Annotated in this window: 20 protein-coding genes and 1 pseudogene; 13 read left to right on the plus strand and 8 right to left on the minus strand. The window is 70.2% G+C overall.

Features of this window, described 5'->3' with window-relative positions:
* Positions 1-3: 3 nt before the first annotated feature.
* Positions 4-381 carry a phage holin family protein gene (locus BIV23_RS10840; protein ID WP_071374949.1) on the minus strand — a complete coding sequence of 126 codons (378 nt, stop codon included), beginning with the start codon at positions 379-381 and terminating at the stop codon, positions 4-6.
* Positions 382-440: 59 nt separating this feature from the next.
* Here BIV23_RS10840 and BIV23_RS10845 point away from each other — a divergent pair, with 59 nt between their 5' ends.
* The 4 genes from BIV23_RS10845 (at position 441) to BIV23_RS10860 (ending at position 2,934) form a co-directional block, all read left to right on the plus strand.
* Positions 441-758 (plus strand): cupin domain-containing protein, encoded by a 318-nt coding sequence (locus BIV23_RS10845; RefSeq protein WP_071374950.1) that lies wholly within the window; start codon positions 441-443, stop codon positions 756-758.
* Between the two features lie 162 nt (positions 759-920).
* Positions 921-1,133, plus strand: coding sequence for a DUF5326 family protein (locus BIV23_RS10850; protein ID WP_069779871.1), 213 nt, complete (start codon positions 921-923; stop codon positions 1,131-1,133).
* Positions 1,134-1,662: 529 nt separating this feature from the next.
* Positions 1,663-2,397 (plus strand): IclR family transcriptional regulator, encoded by a 735-nt coding sequence (locus BIV23_RS10855; RefSeq protein ID WP_425443476.1) that lies wholly within the window; start codon positions 1,663-1,665, stop codon positions 2,395-2,397.
* Between the two features lie 99 nt (positions 2,398-2,496).
* Positions 2,497-2,934 carry an SsgA family sporulation/cell division regulator gene (locus BIV23_RS10860; RefSeq protein WP_071380578.1) on the plus strand — a complete coding sequence of 146 codons (438 nt, stop codon included), beginning with the start codon at positions 2,497-2,499 and terminating at the stop codon, positions 2,932-2,934.
* A 140-nt stretch (positions 2,935-3,074) separates the two neighbouring features.
* Here the strand turns inward: BIV23_RS10860 and BIV23_RS10865 are convergent, their stop codons facing one another.
* Complete coding sequence (locus tag BIV23_RS10865; RefSeq protein WP_071380579.1) at positions 3,075-4,583, minus strand: YibE/F family protein; 1,509 nt, start codon at positions 4,581-4,583, stop codon at positions 3,075-3,077.
* A gap of 242 nt (positions 4,584-4,825) precedes the next feature.
* Here BIV23_RS10865 and thiC point away from each other — a divergent pair, with 242 nt between their 5' ends.
* Complete coding sequence (thiC, locus tag BIV23_RS10870; RefSeq protein ID WP_071380580.1) at positions 4,826-6,628, plus strand: phosphomethylpyrimidine synthase ThiC; 1,803 nt, start codon at positions 4,826-4,828, stop codon at positions 6,626-6,628.
* Positions 6,629-6,718: 90 nt separating this feature from the next.
* Here thiC and BIV23_RS10875 read toward each other — a convergent pair whose 3' ends face one another.
* Positions 6,719-7,657, minus strand: coding sequence for an NADP-dependent oxidoreductase (locus BIV23_RS10875; protein ID WP_071380581.1), 939 nt, complete (start codon positions 7,655-7,657; stop codon positions 6,719-6,721).
* Between the two features lie 94 nt (positions 7,658-7,751).
* Between BIV23_RS10875 and BIV23_RS10880 the strand changes: the two genes are divergently transcribed.
* The 4 genes and pseudogenes from BIV23_RS10880 to BIV23_RS10895 all read left to right on the plus strand — a co-directional run bounded on the left by BIV23_RS10880 (position 7,752) and on the right by BIV23_RS10895 (position 10,407).
* The gene (locus BIV23_RS10880; RefSeq protein ID WP_071380582.1) at positions 7,752-8,150 is read left to right on the plus strand and encodes a winged helix-turn-helix transcriptional regulator; all 399 of its coding nucleotides are present in this window, start codon (positions 7,752-7,754) and stop codon (positions 8,148-8,150) included.
* 8 nt (positions 8,151-8,158) lie between these two features.
* Positions 8,159-8,290 (plus strand): annotated as a pseudogene (locus BIV23_RS53180) (thiamine biosynthesis protein ThiC); the annotation flags it as partial.
* A gap of 187 nt (positions 8,291-8,477) precedes the next feature.
* Complete coding sequence (locus tag BIV23_RS10890) at positions 8,478-9,749, plus strand: DUF4241 domain-containing protein (protein WP_071380583.1); 1,272 nt, start codon at positions 8,478-8,480, stop codon at positions 9,747-9,749.
* 169 nt (positions 9,750-9,918) lie between these two features.
* The gene (locus BIV23_RS10895) at positions 9,919-10,407 is read left to right on the plus strand and encodes a hypothetical protein (RefSeq protein ID WP_071380584.1); all 489 of its coding nucleotides are present in this window, start codon (positions 9,919-9,921) and stop codon (positions 10,405-10,407) included.
* 632 nt (positions 10,408-11,039) lie between these two features.
* On the opposite strand, the gene BIV23_RS10900 is transcribed toward BIV23_RS10895, so the two are convergent.
* The 3 genes from BIV23_RS10900 to BIV23_RS10910 form a co-directional block, all read right to left on the minus strand.
* Complete coding sequence (locus tag BIV23_RS10900) at positions 11,040-11,903, minus strand: hypothetical protein (protein WP_071380585.1); 864 nt, start codon at positions 11,901-11,903, stop codon at positions 11,040-11,042.
* Positions 11,904-12,084: 181 nt separating this feature from the next.
* Positions 12,085-13,188 carry a metallophosphoesterase gene (locus tag BIV23_RS10905; protein ID WP_071380586.1) on the minus strand — a complete coding sequence of 368 codons (1,104 nt, stop codon included), beginning with the start codon at positions 13,186-13,188 and terminating at the stop codon, positions 12,085-12,087.
* 284 nt (positions 13,189-13,472) lie between these two features.
* Positions 13,473-14,585 carry a LacI family DNA-binding transcriptional regulator gene (locus tag BIV23_RS10910; RefSeq protein WP_079173074.1) on the minus strand — a complete coding sequence of 371 codons (1,113 nt, stop codon included), beginning with the start codon at positions 14,583-14,585 and terminating at the stop codon, positions 13,473-13,475.
* 431 nt (positions 14,586-15,016) lie between these two features.
* On the opposite strand from BIV23_RS10910, the gene hisC reads away from it, so the two are divergent.
* Positions 15,017-16,096: a histidinol-phosphate transaminase gene (gene hisC / locus BIV23_RS10915; RefSeq protein ID WP_071380588.1), complete on the plus strand. Its 1,080-nt coding sequence runs from the start codon at positions 15,017-15,019 to the stop codon at positions 16,094-16,096.
* Between the two features lie 15 nt (positions 16,097-16,111).
* Here hisC and BIV23_RS10920 read toward each other — a convergent pair whose 3' ends face one another.
* Positions 16,112-16,495, minus strand: coding sequence for a cyclophilin-like fold protein (locus BIV23_RS10920; RefSeq protein WP_071380589.1), 384 nt, complete (start codon positions 16,493-16,495; stop codon positions 16,112-16,114).
* A 208-nt stretch (positions 16,496-16,703) separates the two neighbouring features.
* On the opposite strand from BIV23_RS10920, the gene BIV23_RS10925 reads away from it, so the two are divergent.
* From BIV23_RS10925 to cydD, 3 genes are read left to right on the plus strand one after another with little or no spacing between them, the layout of a single operon-like run.
* On the plus strand, positions 16,704-18,212 hold the full coding sequence (locus BIV23_RS10925; RefSeq protein ID WP_071380590.1) for a cytochrome ubiquinol oxidase subunit I: 1,509 nt from the start codon (positions 16,704-16,706) through the stop codon (positions 18,210-18,212).
* 15 nt (positions 18,213-18,227) lie between these two features.
* Complete coding sequence (gene cydB, locus BIV23_RS10930; RefSeq protein ID WP_071380591.1) at positions 18,228-19,232, plus strand: cytochrome d ubiquinol oxidase subunit II; 1,005 nt, start codon at positions 18,228-18,230, stop codon at positions 19,230-19,232.
* A 59-nt stretch (positions 19,233-19,291) separates the two neighbouring features.
* Entirely contained in the window at positions 19,292-22,801 is a 3,510-nt protein-coding gene (gene cydD, locus BIV23_RS10935) for a thiol reductant ABC exporter subunit CydD (RefSeq protein ID WP_071380592.1), read from the plus strand.
* A 128-nt stretch (positions 22,802-22,929) separates the two neighbouring features.
* Here cydD and BIV23_RS10940 read toward each other — a convergent pair whose 3' ends face one another.
* A complete protein-coding gene (locus tag BIV23_RS10940; protein ID WP_177239840.1) occupies positions 22,930-23,817 on the minus strand; it encodes a Cof-type HAD-IIB family hydrolase in 888 nt (295 codons plus the stop codon).
* Positions 23,818-23,872: the final 55 nt, after the last annotated feature.

Genomic DNA, 23,872 nt, shown 5'->3' on the forward strand with positions numbered 1-23,872 from the left:
TGCTCAGTCCTCGTCCGGCAGGACCATGTGCAGGGCCCAGGAGACGACGGAGATGATCAGGCCGCCGAGAACGGCGGTCCAGAAGCCCTCCACATGGAAGCTCAGCGAGAGCTTGCCGCACACCCAGGAGGTCAACAGCAGCATCAGCGCGTTCACGACCAGGGTGATCAGGCCCAGGGTGAGGATGAACAGCGGGAAGGTGAGCACCTTCACGATGGGCTTGACCAGCCAGTTGACCAGACCGAAGATCAGCGCGACCACGATCAGCGTGCCGGCCTTCTTGGCGGTGTTGTCACCGGTCAGGGTGATCTTGTCGAGCAGCCAGACGGCTACTGCGAGGGCGCCTGCGTTGGCGATCGTCTTGACTACGAAATTCTTCATGTGTCTGATCGTGGCAGACCGGATCGGAACCGAGCAGTGAGGCGAGGGCGACAGCGGCGATGAAGGCATTCCGGCTGGACGAACTGGAGGCGGAGCGCGCCGCCAACGAGGGGGCCTACCTTCAGTTCCTGCGGGAGCGGAACATGTCGGTCGGTCTGTACGCGCTCAACGCGGGCGAGCACGACCCGCAGAAGCCGCACAACCAGGACGAGGTGTACTTCGTGGTGAGCGGCCGGGCGTCGATCACGGTCGGCATGGAGACGACCGAGGTGGCACGGGGCAGCGTCGTGTACGTCCCGGCCGGCGTCGCCCACAAGTTCCACCACATCAGCGAGGATCTGAGGGTGCTCGTCGTCTTCTCTCCGCCCGAGGCGTGAGACCGGGCCTCGGGGTTCCCTAGGGGACGGGTCAGGGGAGGACAAGGGACGCCGGACACCCGCAGAGCCCCCTCGCGGCTCTAGCATCGAATGCGGAACACCAAGGGCGTACGAGAACGCAGACGTACGACTACGCATACGACAACGCAAAGGACAAAGGCGATGCGAGAGATCTTCGCGGGACTGCCGTGGTGGGTGAAGTGGGTCGCGGTGCCGGTCATCGCCCTGGTCGTGTTCGGCGGCCTGATAGCGACCGTCGTCGGGTTCGTGATCGGCCTGCTGTTCAAGGCGCTGGTCTTCGTCGCGCTGGTCGGCGGACTGATCTACATCGTGCGCAAGTTCCTGTCGAACTCCTCGTCGCGCAGCGACTGGTGACGGAACGCGGGGACTGGTGAGCGAACCACGAGATCACCGGTCCCGGCCAGGGTGACGGGTTCCCTCGGGGGAGGGAAGTTTCCCCGCGAGGCCGTCTGCACGCGGTGGCGGACGGTTAAAGTCCGGAACTCCCCGCGGGGTCCGGCCCCGTGGGCGGCGCAGACCCCTCCGTGCTCTTCCCCGGCACGGGCTGCCCATCGCGCTCCGGGAGTACCTCTTGGCCACGGTCGACACCGCACCGGCAGAATCCCACGTACCCCCCACCCCGCCGCGTCCCTGCGTACCTCCCACACGGCGCGCGCCCACCGTGGCCGTCCCCGGACAGCCGCACTCGGCGGACATCGACTCCGCCGCCCTTCCCGCTGACGCGTCCCGTCCTTCCCGCTCCCCGGACGCCGCCGGACCACCGCCGCCCGGCGACTCGAACCGGCCGCGTTCCGTGGCCGGTTCCGGCCCACGCCCCTCCTCGGCCCTGCTCGTCCAGCCGCACTCCGCGGACGCCCCGGAGCCCGCGGCCGCCGCGACGCTCATCGGGTCGGTCCAGCGCGCGATGCGCCTGCTGGAGACGGTCGCCGGGCATGCCTACGGCGCTCCCGCCAAACAACTGGCGCGCGAGACCGGCCTCGCCCTGCCGACGACGTACCACCTGCTGCGCACCCTGGTCCACGAGGGCTACCTGCGCCGTGAGAAGGGGCTGTTCTTCCTCGGCGACGCGGCCGAGCGGCTGGGCAGCAGCGGAGCACAGCAGAAACGTCGCAGCGCGGTCGCGGAGACGCTCGCGCACTGGCGTGATGCCATCGGTGTGCCGGTGTACTACGCGATGTACCGGGACGGCGAGATCGAGGTCATGTGCGTCTCCGACTCCCCCGAGGTGCCCGCGGTCGAGGAGTGGGCGGACTTCCGGGCGACCGGCCACGCGCACGCGATCGGGCAGTGTCTGCTCTCCCAGCTGGACGAGGACGCCCGCCGCGACCACCTCGCCCGCTATCCCGTGCAGCCCATCACGCCGTACACGGTGCGGGACAACGACGCCCTGCTGCGGCGGCTGGCCCGCACGCGGCGGATGGAGCCGGTGGTGGAGCGCCAGGAGTACGTGCTCGGGACGGTCTGTGCCGCGGTCCCGATCACGGTCGGCACCACCGTGGCCACGATGGCCATGTCTATGCCCGTGAGCCAGGCCGACAGGCTGCTGCCCGCGGCTCATCGGCTTCAGTCGGAGATCGGGCGCCACCTGGGGACCCTCAGTCTCTCTATCAGTATCTGAAAACTTACTCCTTGTGATGTGCTGTGTACGTTCAGCAAGATTTGACCCACGCTTAGAGGGCCACTCCCAGCCAGTCGATGTCATATGACGGGGTAGACGATGCGCGAGTCCGTACAGGCAGAAGTCATCATGAGCTTTCTCGTTTCGGAGGAGCTCTCCTTCCGTATTCCGGTGGAGTTGCGCTACGAGACCGATGATCCCTATGCCGTGCGGCTCACCTTCCATCTGCCCGGTGATGCCCCGGTGACCTGGGCTTTCGGGCGCGAGCTGCTGATCGATGGCGTCGGCCGGCCATGCGGGGAAGGGGATGTGCACATCGCCCCCGTGGATTCCGAGGCGCTCGGTGAAGTGCTGATCAGGCTTCAGGTCGGCGGTGACCAGGCGCTGTTCCGCTCGTCGACGCCACCGCTCGTAGCCTTCCTGGACCGCACCGACAAGCTGGTGCCACTCGGGCAGGAGGGTGCGCTCGCCGATTTCGACGCGCATCTGGAGGAGGCCCTGGACCGCATCCTGGCCGAGGAACAGAGCGCCGGCTGAAGCGTTACGGCAGGGGGCTCAGGTCCTCCATCTGATGCGTGGAGCTGTGCAGGAACGCTTCTTTGATCCGTAGGGATGTTCCTCACCCGCTGCGGGACATCCGGCGGCGGCCGCTGACTCACCTCCGCCGGGGCGGACGCTCACCGCTTGCGGCGTCGGCCCCGGCCGCCGCGAGCCGGGGCGAGCTGCGCGCCGTTGTCGGCCAGGGCATGCGGGCCGGGGCGGTCGGCGGAGACCACCAGCGCGGCGAGCGCGGTGGTGACCGGGACAGAGGCGACCAGCCCGATCGAGCCCACCAGGGTGCGCACGATCTCCTCGGCCACCAGCTCGCTGTTGGCCACCGTTCCGACACTGCTCTGCGCGATCGAGAACAGCAGCAGCAACGGCAGGGCCGCACCGGCATAGGCAAGGACGAGAGTGTTGACCACGGACGCGATGTGGTCGCGGCCGATGCGGATGCCCGCCCGGTACAGCGCGCGCCAGCCCAGCGAGGGGTTCGCCTCGTGCAGCTCCCAGACGGCCGACGTCTGCGTCACGGTCACGTCGTCCAGGACGCCGAGCGAGCCGATGATGACGCCGGCGAGCAGCAGACCGCTCATGTCGATCTTCGGGTAGAGGCCGTGGATCAGGCCGGTTTGGTCGTCGGTGTTGCCGGTGAGCGCGGCCCAGTCGATGAACTGTGAACCGAGGATGCCGATCAGTGCCAGTGAGGCGAGCGTGCCGAGCACGGCCACCGATGTGCGGGCGGACAGGCCGTGGCACATGTAGAGGGCGATCAGCATGATCGTGCTGGACCCGATCACCGCCACGAGGAGCGGGTTCGAGCCCTGCAGGATCGCGGGCAGGATGAAGAAGTTCAGCACCATGAAGCTGATCGCCAGCGCGACGAGTGCCATGACGCCGCGCAGCCGGCCCACGATCACGACGGCGAGCGCGAAGATCCCGGCCAGCAGGCCCATCGGGAAGCGGCGGTTGACGTCGGTGACGGAGTACTGCAGGTCCTTGGGCGCTGAGGGTTCGTATGCGACGACGACGCTCTCGCCCTGGTGCAGCTGCCGTGGCTGGTCGGGCTGCACGATCTCGGTGAAGGTGCGGCCCTTGTCCTTGCCGGTGTCGATCCGGATGACGGCCTTGTGGCAGGTGCCGCTCGCCTCCTGCTGGGCCGAGTTGCCCTCGGCGGTGGTGGTGTCGCCGGTGGGGGTCTCGCCGGAGGCGTTCACCGACTTGCAGCTGACCTCGACGACCTGGGTGACCGTGGCCTGCTGGGTCTGCTGGTCGAAGCCGACGCCGGTGCGCTTGTGCGGCGGCGCACCGCCCGGCCACAGCACCACGAGCCCCACTACGACGGCGGCGGTGAAAGGGATCAGGATCGCCGCGATGACCTTGCGCAGGTGCCGGGATACCGGCGCGGCGGGCCCATGGCTGTGACCGTGACCGTGTCCGTGACCAGGAGCTTGCGGCTGCCCGTGCCCATGCCCGTGCGCGTGGCCGCGGTCGTGACGGTGGTCGTCATCCTCGCCGGATCCCCGCCCGGAACCGTGCCCGGGGCCCGGCGCGGTGGCGGCCCGGCCGTGGCCGTCGCCTGCCGCTGAGCCGTCCCGGTGGCGCGGCTCGGGGGGCTGGTACGGGTACTGCTCCATCCTGGTCATCGCCCGATCATTGCAAGAACGCCCGGGGGCCCACTGTTCAGTACGCCACATATGACGCTAGCGTGGAGGCACCTTTGCACACGCGGGAGCTCGGAGCACCGGGCTGAGAGGGCGCTGACCTCCGTATTCGCGATGTTTCACGTGGAACGAAGCCTGTTCCACAGGAAGCACCGGCAGACGGACACCGCTGCGTCGACCGCCGAACCTGTTACCGGGTAATGCCGGCGTAGGGAGTAGGTCTCATGACCAACAAGGACGCACGCACGCCTGTCTCCGTTCAGGACGAGAAGTCCCAGGAGACCGGGAAGTCCATCGGCTGGCACAAGGCGTATGTCGAGGGCTCGCGCCCCGACCTGCGCGTGCCGGTCCGCCAGGTGCACCTCACCAACGGGCAGTCGGTCACGCTGTACGACACGTCGGGCCCGTACACCGATCCAGACGTCGACACCGACGTCCGCAGGGGCCTGCCGCCGCTGCGGGAGAACTGGATCATCGCCCGCGGCGACACCGAGGAGTACGCGGGTCGTCCCGTCCGCCCCGAGGACGACGGGATCAAGCACACGTCGCCCCGCGGCGGGCTGCGCAACCTCGACGCGGTCTTCCCGGGGCGGCCGCGCCAGCCGCGCCGGGGCCGCAGCGGCCAGGCGGTGACGCAGCTCGCGTACGCGCGCCAGGGCGACATCACTCCGGAGATGGAGTACGTGGCCATCCGGGAGAACGTTTCGCCCGAGGTGGTCCGCGACGAGATCGCGGCCGGCCGCGCGGTGCTGCCGGCCAACGTCAACCACCCGGAGATCGAGCCGATGATCATCGGCAAGCGGTTCCTGGTGAAGGTCAACGCCAACATCGGCAACTCCGCGGTGACCTCCTCCATCGAGGAGGAGGTGGAGAAGATGACCTGGGCGACCCGTTGGGGCGCCGACACGGTCATGGACCTGTCCACCGGCCGCAACATCCACACGACGCGCGAGTGGGTGCTGCGCAACTCCCCCGTTCCCATCGGCACGGTGCCGCTCTACCAGGCCCTGGAGAAGGTCGACGGCAGGGCCGAGGAGCTGACCTGGGAGATCTACAAGGACACGGTCATCGAGCAGGCCGAGCAGGGCGTGGACTACATGACCGTCCACGCGGGCGTCCGGCTGCCGTACGTGCCGCTCACCGCCAACCGCAAGACCGGCATCGTCTCGCGCGGCGGCTCGATCATGGCCGCGTGGTGCCTCGCGCACCACAAGGAGTCGTTCCTGTACGAGAACTTCGAGGAGCTGTGCGAGATCCTCGCCGCCTACGACGTCACGTACTCGCTGGGCGACGGCCTCCGGCCGGGCTCGATCGCGGACGCCAACGACGAGGCGCAGTTCGCGGAGTTGCGGACGCTCGGGGAACTCAACCGGATCGCCAAGCGTTTCAACGTACAGACCATGATCGAGGGCCCGGGACACGTCCCGATGCACAAGATCAAGGAGAACATCGACCTTCAGCAGGAGATCTGCGATGAGGCTCCGTTCTATACGCTCGGCCCGCTGACCACGGACGTCGCCCCGGCGTACGACCACATCACCTCCGGCATCGGTGCCGCGATGATCGCCTGGTGGGGCACGGCGATGCTCTGCTACGTCACGCCCAAGGAGCACCTGGGCCTGCCCAACCGGGACGACGTCAAGACCGGCGTCATCACCTACAAGATCGCCGCCCACGCGGCCGACCTCGCCAAGGGACACCCGGGCGCGCAGGAATGGGACGACGCGCTGTCCGACGCCCGCTTCGAGTTCCGGTGGGAGGACCAGTTCAACCTCGCGCTGGACCCGGACACGGCACGGGAGTTCCACGACGAGACCCTGCCGGCCGAGCCCGCGAAGACGGCCCACTTCTGCTCCATGTGCGGGCCGAAGTTCTGCAGCATGAAGATTAGCCAAAGCATCACAGAGCGGTTCGGTGGCGCGGCGGCTGAGGGGGCGTCGGCGGAGGAGGTCGCTGAGGGGATGCTCCAGAAGTCGAAGGAGTTCGCCGAGGCGGGGAACCGGGTGTATCTGCCGATCGCGGACTGAGTTCCGGCTGCAAGCGGTCCGCGTTTCCGAGTCGACGTGAGGGCGTCACGCGAAGCGCGGACCATGCCGGTTGCTTGGTGATCCAGTCGGTCACGGCACAAGGACGATCTTGCCCATGGTGCGCTTGGCCTCGATGGTGCGGTGGGCCTCCGATGCTTCGGCTAGCGGGTAGGTCTGCTGCACCGTGACCCGTAGCCGACCTGCCTCGATGCGTTCGGTGATCCGATCCAGCAACTCACCGGAGGGCTCGGACGCGACCCATGCATAGCGCAGTCCGCGGGCGGCTGCCTGCCGCTCGTCCGTACCCGGGTCGATCGACGCGCCGATGAGCAGACCATCCGGCCGGAGCACATCGAGAGAGCGCGGCCCGTAGGAACCGCCGACCAGGTCCAGGACCGCGTCGACCGGAGCCACGGCCGTCCGGAAGTCGGTGGTGGTGTAGTCGATCAGTTCGTCGGCACCCAGTTCGCGAAGGAGGTCATGGCGGGCCGCCCGTGCGGTACCGATGACGTGCGCCCCCAACTCCTTGGCGAGCTGCACCGCGACGTGACCGACGCCGCCCGCCGCCGCGTGGATCAGTACACGGTCGCCGGGCTGAACACGGGCCAGCACGGCCAGCGCCTGCCAAGCGGTGAACGCGGCCAGAGGCACAGCCCCCGCGTGCACCAGGCCGAGGTTCTTGGGCGCGAGAGCCAGCGCGTCGGCCGGCACGGCAGTGAACTCGGCGTACGCGCCGTGTCGGGTGACCGACAGCATGCCGTACACCTTGTCGCCCGGTGCGAACCGCGTAACGCCTTCACCGACCTGCTCGACGACACCGGCCACGTCGTTGCCCGGCGTCCACGGCAGGGTGACGAGCTCCGGCACACGACCAGCGCGGAGTACCGCGTCACCCGGGTTGACTCCCGCACCGGCGACCCGCAGCAATACCTCAGCGGGGCCGGGCTCGGGCACGTCGGTCTCGGTGTAGGTGAGCTCCTCGGGGCCGCCGAACGCGGACTGGACGATGGCATGCATGCGGGCGGACATCAGAACTCCTTGTCAGTGGGTCGCGGTGCGTCCCATGGTCGGCCCGAGTGATAACAGTACGGAAGAAGGCACTTATCTGATATCGAGGTTCCTCATGGATACCGGCTTCGACCTGAGGAAACACGGTGGCGTGGACGTCTTCCTGCGTGACTGCCCCACGCGTGCCGTGCTGGAGCTGATCGCCAGCAAGTGGACCATGCTGGTACTGGTGGCACTTGAGGACGGCCGACCCATGCGGTTCGCGGAACTGCGGCGGCGGCTGGATGGCGTGACCCCGAAGGTGCTGACGCAGACCCTGCGCGCGCTGGAACGCGAAGGCCTGCTGACACGGACTGTGTTCCCGACCGTGCCGCCGCGCGTGGAGTACCAGCTGACCAAACTGGGCCAGGAGGCAGGTGGGCTGGTGCAGAGCATCACCGACTGGTCGCAGGCGAATATCGCCGCATTCCAGGCGGCCAGGAAGACATTCGACGAGCGTGAGACTCAGGGCTGATCATGTCCAGCATGAAGATCTCGCAGGAGATCCGCCGCGAACACGGCGGCAGCCGGGTCGAGATCGAGGAGGGCATGGCCCAGAAGTCGAAGGAGTTCGCGGCGAGCGGCAACAGGGTGTACCTGCCGATCGCCGACTGACGGCTCCCCGGGGCGGTGCTCACAGACGAAGGCCGTGAGCACCGCCCCGGCCGCGCTCACAGGTGCTCGGGCGTACCGCACGCAGAGCTGCGACGCGCCCGCCGCTCGGTCCCCGGCCCGTTGTCAGAGGCGGACGCTACGGTCGATTCCAGCGCAGCAACCTGTCAGGCGTGGAGGGGGAATCGACATGGCCGACGACGGACGTACCGTGCTGGTGTCGTACGCCAAGGGGTGGGATCTGTCCTCGTACGGAGCCCTGGAACCGCTCACGCGGGCCGAGGCCGAGGCGCGGGACCGGGCGGAGCAGCCGTATGTGATGGTCCACCGGGTGCCGGGGCGGACCGTACCGGTCGAGGTCCATCTCGTGGCGTGGGCCGACCACTACGTGGGGGTGTGGGCGTACGACGAGCGGGGCCGCCGTACGCAGGAGCTGGACTGGCGCCTGCTCGAACCGGAACGCCTCTTCCTGCGCCACCGGTCGCAGTGGCGCTACGACTCCCCGGAGCAGGCCGAGTTCGCGCAGGACGCCTGGCGCACGACGACGGACCTCTACCCGGACGGCAGGGGGCGCACGGTGTCCGAGCCGCAGGGCGTCCTGGGCCCGTCACGGCACGGACGCCCGGACGTGCCGGAGGCCGAGCGCCGGCGGGACCGGGCGCAGTTCGGCGTGGGCGGCGTCGGAAGCCCGCTCCTGGCCGCACCGTCCCTGCGCGGCCGGCAAGCGGACGACCCGGCGGCGCCCGCCACCGCTGCGGACGGCGCGGCCGCGACGCCGTCCCCCTGGCTGCCGCCGCGCCCGACCGCACCGTCCCACCTCGGCGAGTTGTTCCGGCCCGGTACGCGGCTGGCCACGAAGGACGAGCCGGAGATGACCGTCGCCGCCGTGCGGGAGATCGCCGTGTTGCGGGTGCCGAGCGGCAGACTCGCCGTCGACTGCCCCCTGACGACGGACGACGGCGGGCAGCGCGAACTGCTGGAGCGCATCCCGCCGGGCGCGTACCCGGTGCAGGAGACCGTGCTCAGCTACGAGTTGGAGTACGACGGCGAGGTGTTCCCGACGGAGGAGAGCGCCGCCGTGCGGCTCCTGGTCGACGCCGAACCGGCGGTCACCTGGGAGCCGGCGCTCGCCGAGGGCGAGGATCCCAGGCTGCTGCGGGACCACGAGGCCTATGGCTTCGCCACGGATGCCGCGCTGGGCAGCTTCGCCGACTCCGCCGCGTGGGACGCCCTCGCGGACAGGTACCGGCGCTACAGCATGGACGGCGAGGAGCACGCGGGCGAGCGGGTCGGCGACAGCTACGGTGTGCGCACCGCGGACAGCGCGACCGGCGCTGACCTCATCCAGTTCGCCACCGGAGGAGACGGGGTGTGGCCGGTCTGGCTGGGCCGTTCGGCGTCCGGGAAGCTGGTCTCCGTCGTGGTCGTGTGCGTCTATCTCCTGGAACTCAGGATTCTGTGAGCCATGCGATGAGTGCGACCGGAACGTGGGTCGTCGGCGCCGTGCCCGACCGGGCGGTGGCCGCGCCGCCGGGAGAGTTCGGCCGCCTCGTGGCGGAGGGTGGTGTCCGCAGCCTGACGGCTTCGCGGAGACGCCGGCCTGGTGGCGCCGGGCCTGTGACGACGAGCCCTTGTTCGCACGGAGAGGGAACGACCCGGCGGCCCTGCGGCCGTCCGCGGCGGGCAGCCGCTGCGCGGACTTCGTCCGCGGTGCCCATCCGGAGACCGAAGCGACGGAGGCGATACGGCACGCGAGCCTGGAGCTGATGCCGGGTGAGGGCGCGGACGGGGTTTCCTGCGCGGTCGCCCGCAAGGCGAGTCCGGCTGCCGCGCTGTACTACGCCCTGGAGGCCGGGGCGGCCGCTCTCCTGCCGGGCCGGTTCGGCACTTCCTGCCCCCCCGCCGACGGAATGTGCACCGCTCCACCCGACGCCGAGCGGGCCCTGGGTATCGACGGCGAGCGGCGGGCCAGGATGCTGAGACGCATCGGCGACTGGACGACCGGCATGCGCGACGCACCGGAGTTCGCCGCGGCGGACCGGCTGAACGGCCTGCTCGACGTACTGCGCCATGCGGCCGGCGCCGGGCTGGGCGTCCCCGCGTTCAGCCGCTGGTACTGAACGGCACACGCCGCCGCCCGCGTACGGCACAGCGGAGACGCAACCCCGGTGGACTTGCCGCCGCGCGTGGCTCGTTCGGGGCGTGGGGCTGCAGGGCTGCGGGACTGCGGGGCATGCCGAGGCGGCCGTGCGGCCGGGCAGGGCGAGGAGCCCGCACGCCGGGATGCGCCGAGGGCATGGGTGCGCTGAAACATGACGAGGCACCGGTGCGGTACGCCGTCACGAAGCCGCAGCCGCCGCGGAGACCGGCGCGCGACCGGCCGACCGCCCGCGCGAGCCCACACCACACCGGCTGGTCCCGCCCCGCCCCGGCCTGGCTCCCATCCGCCATGCTCCGGCTGACCGGACCCACGCCGAACGGGCTCTCGCTGACTGGGCCCGCGCCGAACAGACCAGGCCGACCGGGCCACAACGGGCGCGGGCCGCCGTGGAGTCACTCGGTCCACGGGTCGCCGTAGGGCGCCGGGACGCAGACCGCTCTGAGGTCACCGGGTTCACCTGGCCACCGGGCATCGTGGGCCCCCTGGGGGCCGTCGGCCGCGCCGAGGCCCCCGGCCACCCGGCGTCGCGCAGCCCCCGGTTCGCCGGCCGCCCCGGGGTCGCCTGGGCTGTCGGCTGTCGGCTGTCGTGGGTCATTCCGGACGGTGGTCCGGGCCGCCGAAGTCCGGGCTTGTGTAGTCGGGGCTGGTGAAACCCGTATGGCCGGACTCGGTGCCGTTGTCGGGGCTGCTGAAGCCGGGGCGGTCGTAGCCCAGGCGGGGCATCCGGCCGGTCGGGGCGGACGGGGTCGTGCGCAGCCGTGCGGGGGCCGGTCCGGGCTCGGCGAGCGCCTCGCGCAGAAACGGCAGGATCCCGCGCTCCAGCAGGGCGCTGCGCCAGGCCTCTCTGGCCCGGTCCAGTTCCTTGTGCGCCGCGTTCAGCGTCTGGGCCTGGGCCGAGGAGCTGTTGCGCAGGGCGGTGAGGAGCAGTCCGACGGCGGCGACGAGGATCGCGGCCGCGGTCACGGCGCCGAACACCCAGCCGGCGGTGAGCATCGTGTCGCCGAAGGTCTGGCCGGGATTCAGCGTCTTCAGGATGTAGCCGATGAGGAGGAAGATCGCCGCGGCGGTCCCGGACAGGACGGGAGCCAGCACGGCGACGACCGCGATGGCGCCCGCGCCGGTGTTCTCGGCCGACTCGCCGAAGGCGGTGGCGAGTCCGGTCGCGGCCGGACCCGGCTCCGCGGAACCGGAATCGCCGCTGAGGGCGGGGGCCATCGCCGGGTGGCGCAGTTCGTCGCGGACCTCGATGTAGTGCTCGTACTCGCTTGCGGCGGCCTCCGTGATCAGGGCGGTGGCGTTGAGCGCCATGGTGCGCAGCTGTTCGGAGTTGAGCCGCTGTCCGACAGCGGCCAGTTCCGGTCGGTGTGGTGCGGAGCGCAGCGCCTCGTCGAGGAGCCGCTCGAATTCCTGGCGGTCCTCGCTCAGCAGGTGCTGCGGAACGCTGTTCATGTGCATCCCCCGATGCTCCGTAGGGCTTGGGGCTCGCACGCCGGCGAGCCGTCGGGCAGAAACGGAGGGGAGCCTGCTACGGATAAGCCGATGGTAGAGCCGTGACGGTGCGCGGTGACAGGGGGTTGCGGAAATTGCGTTCCGGCCTGCGCGTACTCCGCCGGGGGGACGCCTTCCCGGAGAACGGTCAGTTATCCAGAGGAAGTTGTCGGACCAGTAGCTTTCCGGCCATGGTCACTCCGCCGTCCATCGCGATGGCGAGCCCGTCGGCGTACACGTGCGGTCCCTCCACGACCGGGCCGCTGCCTTCCTCGCCGTCCTCGGAGCCGACTTCGCCGAGGAGGTAGGGGATCGGGCTGTGGCCGTGAACGATGCGGGTACCGCCGTACGTATCGAGGAGGGAACGGACGGCGTCTGCACCCCCCTCGTCACGGAAGGAGAAGCGCTTGGTGAACTTGCGGAACAGATCCCAGCATTCGTCCGCGTCATTGCGGGTGAGGGTCTCGCGGACCGTGTCGTTGACCGCCTCGATCGAGTCGCCGTAGTCGAGGTAGGCGGTGGTGTCCGAGTGCACCAGCAGATAGCCGTCGACCTCCTCGACGGCGTCGAGGCGTGCCATCCACTGGAGGTGGTGGTCCTGGAGGCGGTCCATGTCGGTCTTCTGGCCGCCGTTGAGCAGCCAGGCCGCCTGGAAGGTGGCGGTGCCGGCGCCGGAGTTGACGGGGGTGTCGCCGAACCGCTTGGCGCCGAGCAGCAGGAGCTCGTGGTTGCCCATGAGGGCCTTGCAGTAGCCGCCCGCCGCGGCCGCCTCGGCGGACAGCCGCATCACGAGGTCGATGACGCCGATGCCGTCGGGCCCGCGGTCGGTGAAGTCGCCGAGGAACCACAGCCGGGCGTCGCCCGCGCACCACTGGCCCGAGGCGTCGACGAGCCCCTGCTCCTGGAGTGCGGTCATCAGTTCGTCGAGGTATCCGTGGACGTCGCCGACGACGAACAGCGGTCCGGAGCCGGACGCGGGCTGCGGCGCCGGGGGCGCGGGCGCCGGTTCGACGTGGACCTGGACGGTGTCGGTGCGGGTGATGACCGGCAGGTCGCGCCGGGTGGGCGTGTAGCCGTCGGGGTACGCCTCGCCGGCGGGCGGCACGGCCTCGCCCGGGTGGGGCTGCGGAGCGTCGCCGGGGTCGGCGGTGCGGACGTACGGACCGGTCTCGTGGACGTACGCCGGTACCCGGAAGTCGCGCAACGTCGCCGTCCGCTCCACCTCGGGTCCCTGACCGGCCCCCTGAGTCATCAGACCCCTCCACCATCGCGCCGCAGCTGCACCGCTTCGGACTGCCTGGTCGCAGCGGTCCGCGGTGTCGTGGGCCCATCATAGGAATGCGCGTCGCGCCGTGTGATGACCCAGGGGTGGTGAATCGGAACAGGAGTCCAGTTCACCGCCGCTTTCGCCCCGTTTCGGCAGGTGTTCGGCGTGGTTCACGCCGACCGGACCCCCGGCCGACTGGGGGTCCGGGCCGCCGGGTCCCCTCCACCGGCCGCCGAGAGTACGGGGCGCGCGCCCCGCTCTGTGCGGCCTTACGCCCTGTCCGGTGACCGCGGCGGACTCACCGTCGTGCGCGGGGGACGCCGCTGGGAGGAGGTGCGCACGATCAGCTCGGTCGGTATCACCTGCTCGACCGGGTGGTCCGACTCGACGCCCTCGATGGCGTCGATCAGGAGCTGGATCACCGCGGTGCCGATGCGGCGGGGCTTCAGGGAGAGCGTGGTGACGGGCGGCTCGGTGCTGGCGTACACCGTGGACTCGCTGCAGCACACCAGCAGCAGATCGTCAGGGACGCGCAGCCCGTAGCGCCGGGCGGCGGCGAGCAGGTCGGTGCCGTTGGGGTCGAACAGGCCGTAGACCGCGTCGGGCCGGTCGGGGCGGGCGAGGAGCCGGTCCGCGGCGACGGCGCCCGCGCACGGGTCGTGCGCGGGATAGGCCTCGTAGACCGGGGTCTGGCCGACCCGTTCGCACCAGCGCAGATAGGCGGTGGTCGACAGGTGCGTGTACGTGTCCGTCGAGGTGCCCGTGAGCAGGCCGATACGGCGGGCACCGGCGTCGGCGAGATGGTCGAGGATGCCGAGTACGGCGGCCTCGTGGTCGTTGTCGACCCAGGCGGTGACGGGCAGCGCGCCGGCCGGGCGGCCGTCGGAGACGACCGGGAGCCCCTGCCGGACCAGCTCGCTGACCACCGGGTCCTGGTCGGAGGGGTCGATGACGACCGTGCCGTCCAGGGCGACGTTGGACCACACGTCGTGGCGGGAGGTCGCGGGCAGGATGACGAGGGCGTAGCCGCGGGCGAGCGCCGCCGACGTGGCGGCCCGGGCCATCTCCGCGAAGTAGGCGAACTCCGTGAAGGTGAAAGGTTCATCCCCGTACGTCGTCACGGTCAGGCCGATGAGACCCGACTTGCCGGTACGGAGGGTGCGGGCGGCGGCCGAAGGGCGGTATCCGAGACGGTCGGCGACCTCGCGGACATGGCGCCGGGTGGCATCCGGGAGCCGGCCCTTGCCGTTGAGGGCGTCGGACACGGTCGTGATGGAGACTCCGGCGGCGGCGGCCACGTCTCTGATGCCCGCCCGGCCCGGCCGACTGCCTCGACGTGAGGTTTCCGCGCGGCTCACCTGGTGCTTCCCTGCTGCTGTCATGGCGAGCCGATAGTAGGGCTCATGCGGTGGGGTAGTGCGGACGCATATGCACGCGTTGACAGGCACGTTTCTGCATGGTCATACAGGGTCAACTGCCTTAGAAAGAAAGACAGTTGAACGATCCAGGGGTAGGACATGACGTGGCGACGCGTGTGGACCTGCCAAGTGCCTGATGTTTCGAAGAGGTCTCAACTCACCTGCACGGGGGATGCGCGCCACGGCGCGAGCCACCGGCGCATAGATATATGTACGGCGCGCCCCCGGAAACGTACGCCTTCGTGCGGGGATGCCCGCGATGCGGCCGAGGAGCGGCGAGGTTCTCCTGTTGCCGTCCCCGGAACCTGTACGCACGGGCGCCGAATCCTCATAAGGTGTGGAGTATTGGAAGCCGGCGGCGTCGACGGTCCGCCGGGGTTGCGAGGAGGACTGCGGTGAGCGAGACGAGCCCGAAGTTGCGCGCCGAGCTGGAGGGCATCCCCACCTACAAGCCGGGCAAGCCCGCCGCGGCCGAGGGGCCGGTCGCCTACAAGCTGTCCTCCAACGAGAACCCGTACCCGCCGCTGCCCGGCGTGATGGAGAGCGTGACGGCAGCCGCGGCCGACTTCAACCGCTACCCGGACATGGCCTGCACCGGGCTGATGAACGAGCTGTCGGAGCGCTTCGGTGTTCCGCTCTCCCACCTGGCCACCGGCACCGGCTCCGTGGGCGTCGCCCAGCAGCTCGTCCAGGCCACCTGCGAGCCCGGCGACGAGGTGATCTACGCCTGGCGGTCCTTCGAGGCGTACCCGATCATCACGCAGGTCAGTGGCGCCCGGTCGGTGCAGGTGCCGCTCACGCCCGGCGATGTGCACGACCTGGACGCGATGGCGGAGGCGATCACCGACCGGACACGGCTGATCTTCGTCTGCAACCCCAACAACCCGACCGGCACGGTGGTGCGGCGGGCCGAGCTGGAGCGGTTCCTCGACCGGGTGCCCGGCGACGTGCTGGTGGTGCTGGACGAGGCCTACCGGGAGTTCATCCGCGACCTCGAAGTGCCCGACGGCGTCGACATCTACCGGAACCGCCCCAACGTCTGCGTCCTGCGCACGTTCTCCAAGGCCTATGGGCTTGCCGGGCTGCGCGTCGGTTTCGCGATCGCCCATGAGCCGGTGGCGGCGGCGCTGCGCAAGACGGCGGTGCCGTTCGGCGTCAGCCAGATCGCGCAGGAGGCGGCCATCGCCTCGCTGCGGGCCGAGGACGAGTTGCTGGGCCGGGTGGGCTCGCTGGTGTGCGAGCGCACGCGCGTGGTCGACGCGCTGCGCGGCCAGGGCTGGACGGTGCCGGAGACGCAGGCCAATTTCGTCTGGCTGCGGCTGGGGGAGCGTACGGTCGCGTTCGCGCAGGCTTGTGAGCAGCACGGAGTGGTGGTTCGGCCGTTCCCCGGCGAGGGTGTGCGGGTGACGGTCGGCGAGACCGAGGCGAACGACATCTTCTTGAAGGTGGCGGAGTCGTTCCGCAAGGAGCTGTAGCCCTCGGTACGAGGGTCAGTCCTGGTCGCCGGTCAGCTCCACGCGGACGGGGTCGCCGTCCCGTACGGTCGCCAGGGCCCGGGGGTCTCCGTCGAGGCGCCCCAGGATGTTGCACGGACTCGCGAGGCGGCACTCGTCGCCTCGCGAGATCGGCGTGGGGCCGTAGGGGAGGGCGAGCGCGTCGCCGTCCGTCCAGAAGGCCACGGTGCCCGCTTCCACGACCTGTCGGGCGTCCGTTTCACGTGAAACAGAGACACCTGTGTCGAAATACACCTCCTCGCCCCAGGTGTGGGCGCTGGAGGAGAACGGCAGTGCCTTGGCGAGGGCCTGCGTGGTCGGCGTGTCTGCGTCGAGGGTCGCGGTGATGTGCCCCGCGGGCCAGGAGATCCGTATCTGCATGGCGTGCAATTCAACAATATGTTGAAGTCGCTGCCAAGGTCTTGACTTCGTGGCAGTAGAGCCACCCCGCCTCCCCAGGCTGAAAATCAGTGCGTCATAATGGCTTGTGAATGTGAACGCGTTCACAAGCGCGCCCCGATTGCTCCCATGATGTGTACGGCAAAAGGGGCAAACTGCCGCTACCACGGCGAAGTAAGGAGCTGACGACGTGGAATTGGCTTTGGCGCCGGAGACACTGGCGCGATGGCAGTTCGGCATCACCACCGTCTACCACTTCCTGTTCGTCCCGCTGACGATCTCCCTGGCCGCCCTCACGGCCGGGCTCCAGACGGCCTGGGTGCGCACGGAGAAGGAGAAGTACCTCAGGGCGACCAAGTTCTGGGGCAAGCTCTTCCTGATCAACATCGCCATGGGCGTGGTCACCGGCATCGTGCAGGAGTTCCAGTTCGGCATGAACTGGTCCGACTACTCGCGCTTCGTCGGTGACATCTTCGGTGCGCCGCTCGCCTTCGAGGCGCTGATCGCGTTCTTCTTCGAGTCCACCTTCATCGGCCTGTGGATCTTCGGCTGGGACAAGCTCCCCAAGAAGATCCATCTGGCCTGCATATGGATGGTCTCGATCGGCACGATCCTGTCGGCGTACTTCATCCTCGCCGCCAACTCCTGGATGCAGCACCCGGTCGGCTACAAGATCGACAAGGCCAGGGGGCGCGCCGAGCTGACCGACTTCTGGGCCGTGCTGACCCAGAACACCGCCCTCAGCCAGGCTTTCCACACCCTGACGGCGGCCTTCCTGACCGGTGGCGCCTTCATGGTCGGCATCTCCGCCTACCACCTGGCCCGCAAGAAGCACATCCGCGAGATGAAGACCACGCTGCGGCTGGGCCTGATCACCGTGGTCATCGCCGGCATGCTCACCGCGATCAGCGGCGACACCCTCGGCAAGGTCATGTACAAGCAGCAGCCGATGAAGATGGCGTCCGCCGAAGCGCTGTGGGACGGCCAGAAGCCGGCGCCCTTCTCGATCTTCGCCTACGGCAACGTGGAGAAGGGCCACAACACCGTGGCGATAGAGATCCCGGGCCTGCTGTCGTTCCTGGCCGACGACAACTTCACCTCGTACGTCCCCGGCATCAACGACGTCAACAAGGCCGAGCAGCAGAAGTTCGGCCCGGGCGACTACCGGCCCAACATCCCGGTCGCCTTCTGGGGCTTCCGCTGGATGATCGGCTTCGGCATGGCCTCCTTCGCGATCGGCCTGGCCGGGCTGTGGCTGACCCGCAAGAAGTTCATGCTGCCCCGGCATCTGCGGGTCGGTGAGGACGAGGTGCCCCACCTGGTGCTGTTCAAGAACCAGGCGCTCGGCTCGAAGCTGTCCCCCTGGTACTGGCGCATCGCGACCTGGACCATGGCCTTCCCGCTGATCGCCAACTCCTGGGGCTGGATCTTCACCGAGACGGGCCGCCAGCCGTGGGTCGTCTACGGCGTCCTCCAGACGCGCGACGCGGTCTCCCCCGGGGTCTCCCAGGCCGAGGTCCTCACCTCAATGATCGTCTTTACGTCGCTGTACGCGATCCTCGCCGTGGTCGAGGTCAAGCTGCTCGCGAAGTACATCAAGGCCGGTCCGCCCGAGCTGACCGAGGCCGACCTCAACCCGCCCACGAAGATCGGCGGCGACACCCGTGACGCCGACAAGCCGATGGCCTTCTCTTACTAGGCCGGGGGAACAGTCATGCATCTTCACGACGTCTGGTTCGTCCTGATCGCCGTCCTGTGGACCGGCTACTTCTTCCTGGAGGGCTTCGACTTCGGGATCGGCATCCTCACCAAGCTGCTGGCCCGCGACCGGCCGGAGCGCCGGGTACTGATCAACACCATCGGGCCCGTCTGGGACGGCAACGAGGTGTGGTTGCTCACGGCCGGCGGCGCGACCTTCGCCGCCTTCCCGGACTGGTACGCCACCCTCTTCTCCGGCTTCTATCTGCCCCTGCTGGTCATCCTGGTCTGCCTGATCGTCCGGGGTGTCGCCTTCGAGTACCGCGCGAAGCGGCCCGAGGAGAACTGGCAGCGCAACTGGGAGCACGCGATCTTCTGGACCTCGCTGATCCCGGCGTTCCTGTGGGGCGTGGCCTTCGGGAACATCGTGCGGGGCGTGAAGATCGACCAGCACTTCGAGTACGTCGGCAGCGTCTGGGACCTGCTCAACCCCTATGCCCTGCTCGGTGGTCTGGTCACGCTCACGCTCTTCACCTTCCACGGCGCGGTGTTCACTGCGCTCAAGACCGTGGGGCACATCCGGGTGCGGGCGCGGAAGCTGGCCCTGCGGGTCGGTCTCGTCGCGGCCGTCGTGGCGCTCGCCTTCCTGCTGTGGACGCAGGCCCACAGCGGTAACGGCAGGAGTCTGGTGGCCCTGATCGCGGCGGTCGCCGCGTTGGTCGCCGCTCTGGCGGCCAACCAGGCCGGGCGCGAGGGATGGTCGTTCGCCCTGTCCGGTCTCACCATCGTGGCCGCCGTGGCGATGCTCTTCCTGTCGCTCTTCCCGAACGTCATGCCGTCCACCCTGAACGCGGACTGGAGCCTGACGGTCACCAACGCCTCGTCGACCCCGTACACCTTGAAGATCATGACCTGGTGTGCGGCGATCGCCACCCCGCTCGTCATGCTCTACCAGGGCTGGACGTACTGGGTGTTCCGCAAGCGGATCGGCACGCAGCACATCGCCGATATCGCGCACTGAGTCCGCCAAGGGTGTGTTTCACGTGAAACACACCCGCTGGACCGAAGGGCACGTTTCACGTGAAACCAATCGATCCGCGTCTGTTGCGCTACGCACACGCCACACGGCTCTTCCTTGTGGCGGTCGTCGGCCTGGGAGCCGTCGGCGCGGGGCTGGTCATCGCCCAGGCGACGCTCATCGCCGAGGTCGTCGTCGGCGCCTTCCAGCACGAGCGGTCCGTCGCCGAACTGCGCACTCCCCTGCTGTTGTTGGTGGCCGTGGCGGCGGGTCGTTCGGTCGTCGCCTGGCTGACCGAACTCGCCGCCCATCGGGCGAGCGCGGCGGTGAAGTCCGAACTGCGCGGTCGCCTTCTGGACCGGGCGGCGGCGCTCGGTCCTGGATGGCTGAGCGGTCAGCGGACCGGCTCGTTGGTCACCCTGGCCACGCGGGGCGTGGACGCCCTGGACGACTACTTCTCGCGGTATCTGCCGCAGTTGGGGCTCGCGGTGGTGGTGCCGGTGGCGGTGCTGGCGCGGATCGTCACCGAGGACTGGGTCTCGGCGGCGATCATCGTCGGTACCCTGCCGCTCATCCCGCTCTTCATGGTCCTGATCGGCTGGGCCACGCAGTCCCGGACGGACCGTCAGTGGCGGCTGCTGTCTCGGCTGTCCGGCCATTTCCTGGACGTGGTCGCGGGTCTGCCCACCCTGAAGGTGTTCGGCCGGGCCAAGGCACAGGCCGAGTCCATCCGGCGGATCACCGGCGAGTACCGGCAGGCGACCATGCAGACCCTGCGGATCGCCTTCCTCTCCTCCTTCGCGCTGGAACTGCTCGCCACGCTGTCGGTGGCCCTGGTGGCGGTGACGGTCGGCATGCGGCTCGTCCACGGCGACATGGACCTGTACATCGGTCTCGTGATCCTGGTGCTGGCGCCCGAGGCCTACCTCCCGCTGCGCCAGGTCGGGGCACAGTTCCACGCGGCGGCCGAGGGGCTGGCCGCCGCGGAGGAGATCTTCGCGGTGCTGGAGACGCCGGTCCCGGCGTCCGGCACGGGTGCGGTGCCCGAGGGTGCGATGGTCTTCGACGGGGTCACCGTGCGCTACCCCGGCCGTTCGGCGGACGCGGTGACCGACGTGTCGTTCACCGTCGAGCCCGGCGAGACCGTGGCGCTGGTCGGGCCGAGCGGTGTGGGCAAGACGACGCTGTTGAACGTGCTGCTGGGCTTCGTGGAGCCCGCCGAGGGCCGGGTGCGGATCGGTGGCGCGGAGCTGGCCGGCCTGGACCTGGAGGAGTGGCGCTCGCGGATCGCCTGGGTGCCGCAGCGGCCGCACCTGTACGCGGGGACCATCGCGGAGAACGTACGGCTGGCCCGGCCCGACGCGGACGACGGTGCCGTACGGCGGGCCCTGCGGGACGCGGGCGCGCTGGAGTTCGTGGACGCGCTGCCCGAAGGGGCACAGACCGTGCTCGGCGAGGACGGGGCCGGGCTGTCGGCAGGGCAGCGGCAGCGGCTGGCGCTGGCTCGGGCGTTTCTCGCCGACCGGCCTGTGCTGTTGCTGGATGAGCCGACGGCCGCGCTGGACGGGGAGACCGAGGCGGAGGTCGTGGCGGCGGTACGGCGGCTGGCGGTGGGCCGGACCGTGCTGCTTGTGGTGCATCGGCCTGCGCTGCTGGATGTGGCCGACAGGGTCGTGCGGCTGACCGGCCGCGGCCCTGCCGGGGAGTTCCGTCCCCTGGACCCCCGCCCTTGCCTGCCCACCATCCGCAACTCTCGGCTGGAGAGTGACCCGGCAGAGGCGACAGACGCGGTAGATCTGCCGGTGCAGACCCCTGCCCGGCCCCGCAGCCCGCTTGCCCGGGTTCGCGGGCTTGCCCGGCCCCTGCGCGGGCGGCTCGTGCTCGCGCTGGTGCTCGGGGCGCTGGCGCTCGGCAGTGCCGTCGGGCTGATGGCGACGTCCGGGTGGCTCATTTCGCGGGCCTCGCAGCAGCCGCCCGTGCTCTATCTGATGGTGGCCGTGACGGCGACGCGGGCCTTCGGGATCGGGCGGGCCGTGTTCCGGTACGCCGAGCGGCTGGTGTCGCACGACGCCGTGCTGCGGATGCTGGCCGACACCCGGGTCGCGGTCCACCGACGTCTGGAGCGGCTCGCGCCTGCCGGACTGCGCAGCCCCCGGCGCGGTGATCTGCTCACACGGCTGGTCGTGGACGTGGACGCGTTCCAGGACTACTGGCTGCGCTGGCTGTTGCCCGCCTCGGTCGCCGTCCTCGTCTCGGTCGGCTCCGTCGGCTTCACGGCGTGGCTGCTGCCCGAGGCCGGAGCCGCCCTCGCGGTCGGTCTGGCGGCGGCCGGTGTCGGTGTTCCCTTCGTCACCGCCTCCGTGGCCCGGCGTGCCGAGACGCGGCTGGCGCCCGCGCGGGGTGTGCTCGCCACGCGCGTCACCGATCTGCTCACCGGCACCGCCGAACTGACCGTCGCCGGTGCGCTGCCCGCCCGTAAGGACGCGGCCCGGCGCGCCGACGGCAGCCTCACCCGGATCGCTTCGCGCGCCGCCGTGGCCACCGCGCTCGGCGACGGCCTCACCGCGTTGATCTGCGGCCTGACCGTCGCCGCCACCGCGTTGTTCGGCGCGCAGGCGGTGGCGGCGGGCCGGCTCGGCGGCGTGGCGATGGCCGTGCTCGTCCTCACCCCGCTGGCCGCCTTCGAGGCGGTCCTGGGGCTGCCGCTCGCCGTGCGCCACCGGCAGCGGGTGCGGCGCAGCGCGGAGCGGGTGTACGAGGTGCTGGACGCCACGGAGCCCGTGCGCGAGCCGGAGCGGCCGCGTCAGGCGCCGGCCTCGCCGTTCCCGCTGGCGGTCAAGGGGCTCGCCGCGCGGTACGAGGGGCAGCGGCGGGAGGCGCTGGCCGGGTTCGACCTCACGCTGGAGCAGGGCAGGCGGATCGCCGTGGTCGGGGCTTCCGGTTCCGGCAAGACGACCCTCGCGCAGGTGCTGCTGCGGTTCCTCGACCCGGAGGAGGGCGCATACACGCTCGGCGGTGTGGACGCGTACGCGCTGGCCGGTGACGACGTACGGCGGCTCGTCGGGCTGTGTGCGCAGGACGCGCATCTCTTCGACAGTTCGGTGCGCGAGAACCTCTTGCTGGCCAGGAAGGACGCCACCGAGGACGAGCTTCGCCGGGCACTGGCCCGGGCCCGGTTGCTGGACTGGGCGGACTCGCTGCCGGACGGACTGGACACGCTGGTCGGCGAGCACGGGGCGCGGCTGTCCGGCGGTCAGCGCCAGCGGCTCGCGCTGGCCCGTGCCCTGTTGGCCGACTTCCCCGTCCTGATCCTCGACGAGCCCGCCGAGCATCTGGACCTGCCGACGGCCGACGCGCTCACCGCCGATCTGCTGGCCGCCACCGAGGGCCGTACGACGCTGCTGATCACGCACCGGCTGGCGGGGCTGGACGCGGTGGACGAGGTGATCGTCCTCGACGCGGGCCGGGTGGTGCAGCGGGGCGGGTACGCGGAGCTCGTCGCGGTGGACGGGCCGCTGCGGGCGACGGCGCTGCGGGAGGAGGCGGCGGAGACGCTGGTGGCGGCGCGGTGACCGGCACCCGGCCCGTGCGTGAGGCCTGGCGCAGCGGCCGGCGGAACCTGGTACGCCGGGCCGGCGACGGTCGTGGCGGTGGCGTCCCACCGAGGCGTCTCTCGGCTCGTTGGGAGGTCAGGCCGACCCTAGAAACGGTCCGCCAGCAGCTGTTCGATCACGACCGCCACGCCGTCCTCGTTGTTGGCGACCGTGCGGCCCGACGCGGCGGCGACGACATCGGGGTGGGCGTTGCCCATCGCGTACGAGCGGCCGGCCCAGGTCAGCATCTCGACGTCGTTGGGCATGTCCCCGAAGGCGACGACCTCGTCGTGCGCGATGCCGCGCTCGGCGCAGCACAGGGCGAGCGTGCTGGCCTTGGAGACGTCGGGGCCGCTCAGTTCCAGCAGGGCGCTGGGGCTGGAGCGGGTGACGTTGGCGCGGTCGCCGATCGCGATCCGGGCGAGGGTGAGGAAGGCGTCGGGATCGAGATCCGGGTGGTAGGCCAGGATCTTGAGCACGGGCTGGTCGGCGTCCGGACCGTCGGGGGCGAGGAGCCGCTCGGCGGGCTGGAGGTTGTCCGGTATCTCCAGGTGCAGCTTGGGATAGTCGGGCTCCTGGTGGAAGCCGTAGGTCTGCTCGACCGCGAACACCGTGCCGGGCGCCGCCTCGCGCAGCAGCCGTACGGCGTCCAGGGCGTTCGCGCGGGCCAGTTCGCGCACCTTCACGAACCGGTGGGCGCCGGCGCCGCCGTGCAGGTCGACCACGGCGGCGCCGTTGCCGCAGATCGCCAGGCCGTGGCCGTGGACGTGGTCGCTGACGACGTTCATCCAGCGTGCCGGGCGGCCGGTGACGAAGAAGACCTCGATGCCCGCCTCCTCGGCGGCGGCCAGCGCGGTGACGGTCCGCGGGGAGACCGATTTGTCGTCGCGCAGCAGCGTGCCGTCGAGGTCGGTGGCGATCAGCCGCGGTCGTACGGCGGCGGACGGGGTCCCGGGCTGTCTGGTCGCTGAGGTCACCCGGCCATTCTCGCGCATATGCCCGCACGCCCGTGCGGGACTCCGCACAGATGAGACGCAGATGACGCTCAGC

It is taken from the genome of Streptomyces monashensis (assembly GCF_001866665.1).
GTDB classification, from domain to species: Bacteria; Actinomycetota; Actinomycetes; order Streptomycetales; family Streptomycetaceae; genus Streptomyces; species Streptomyces monashensis.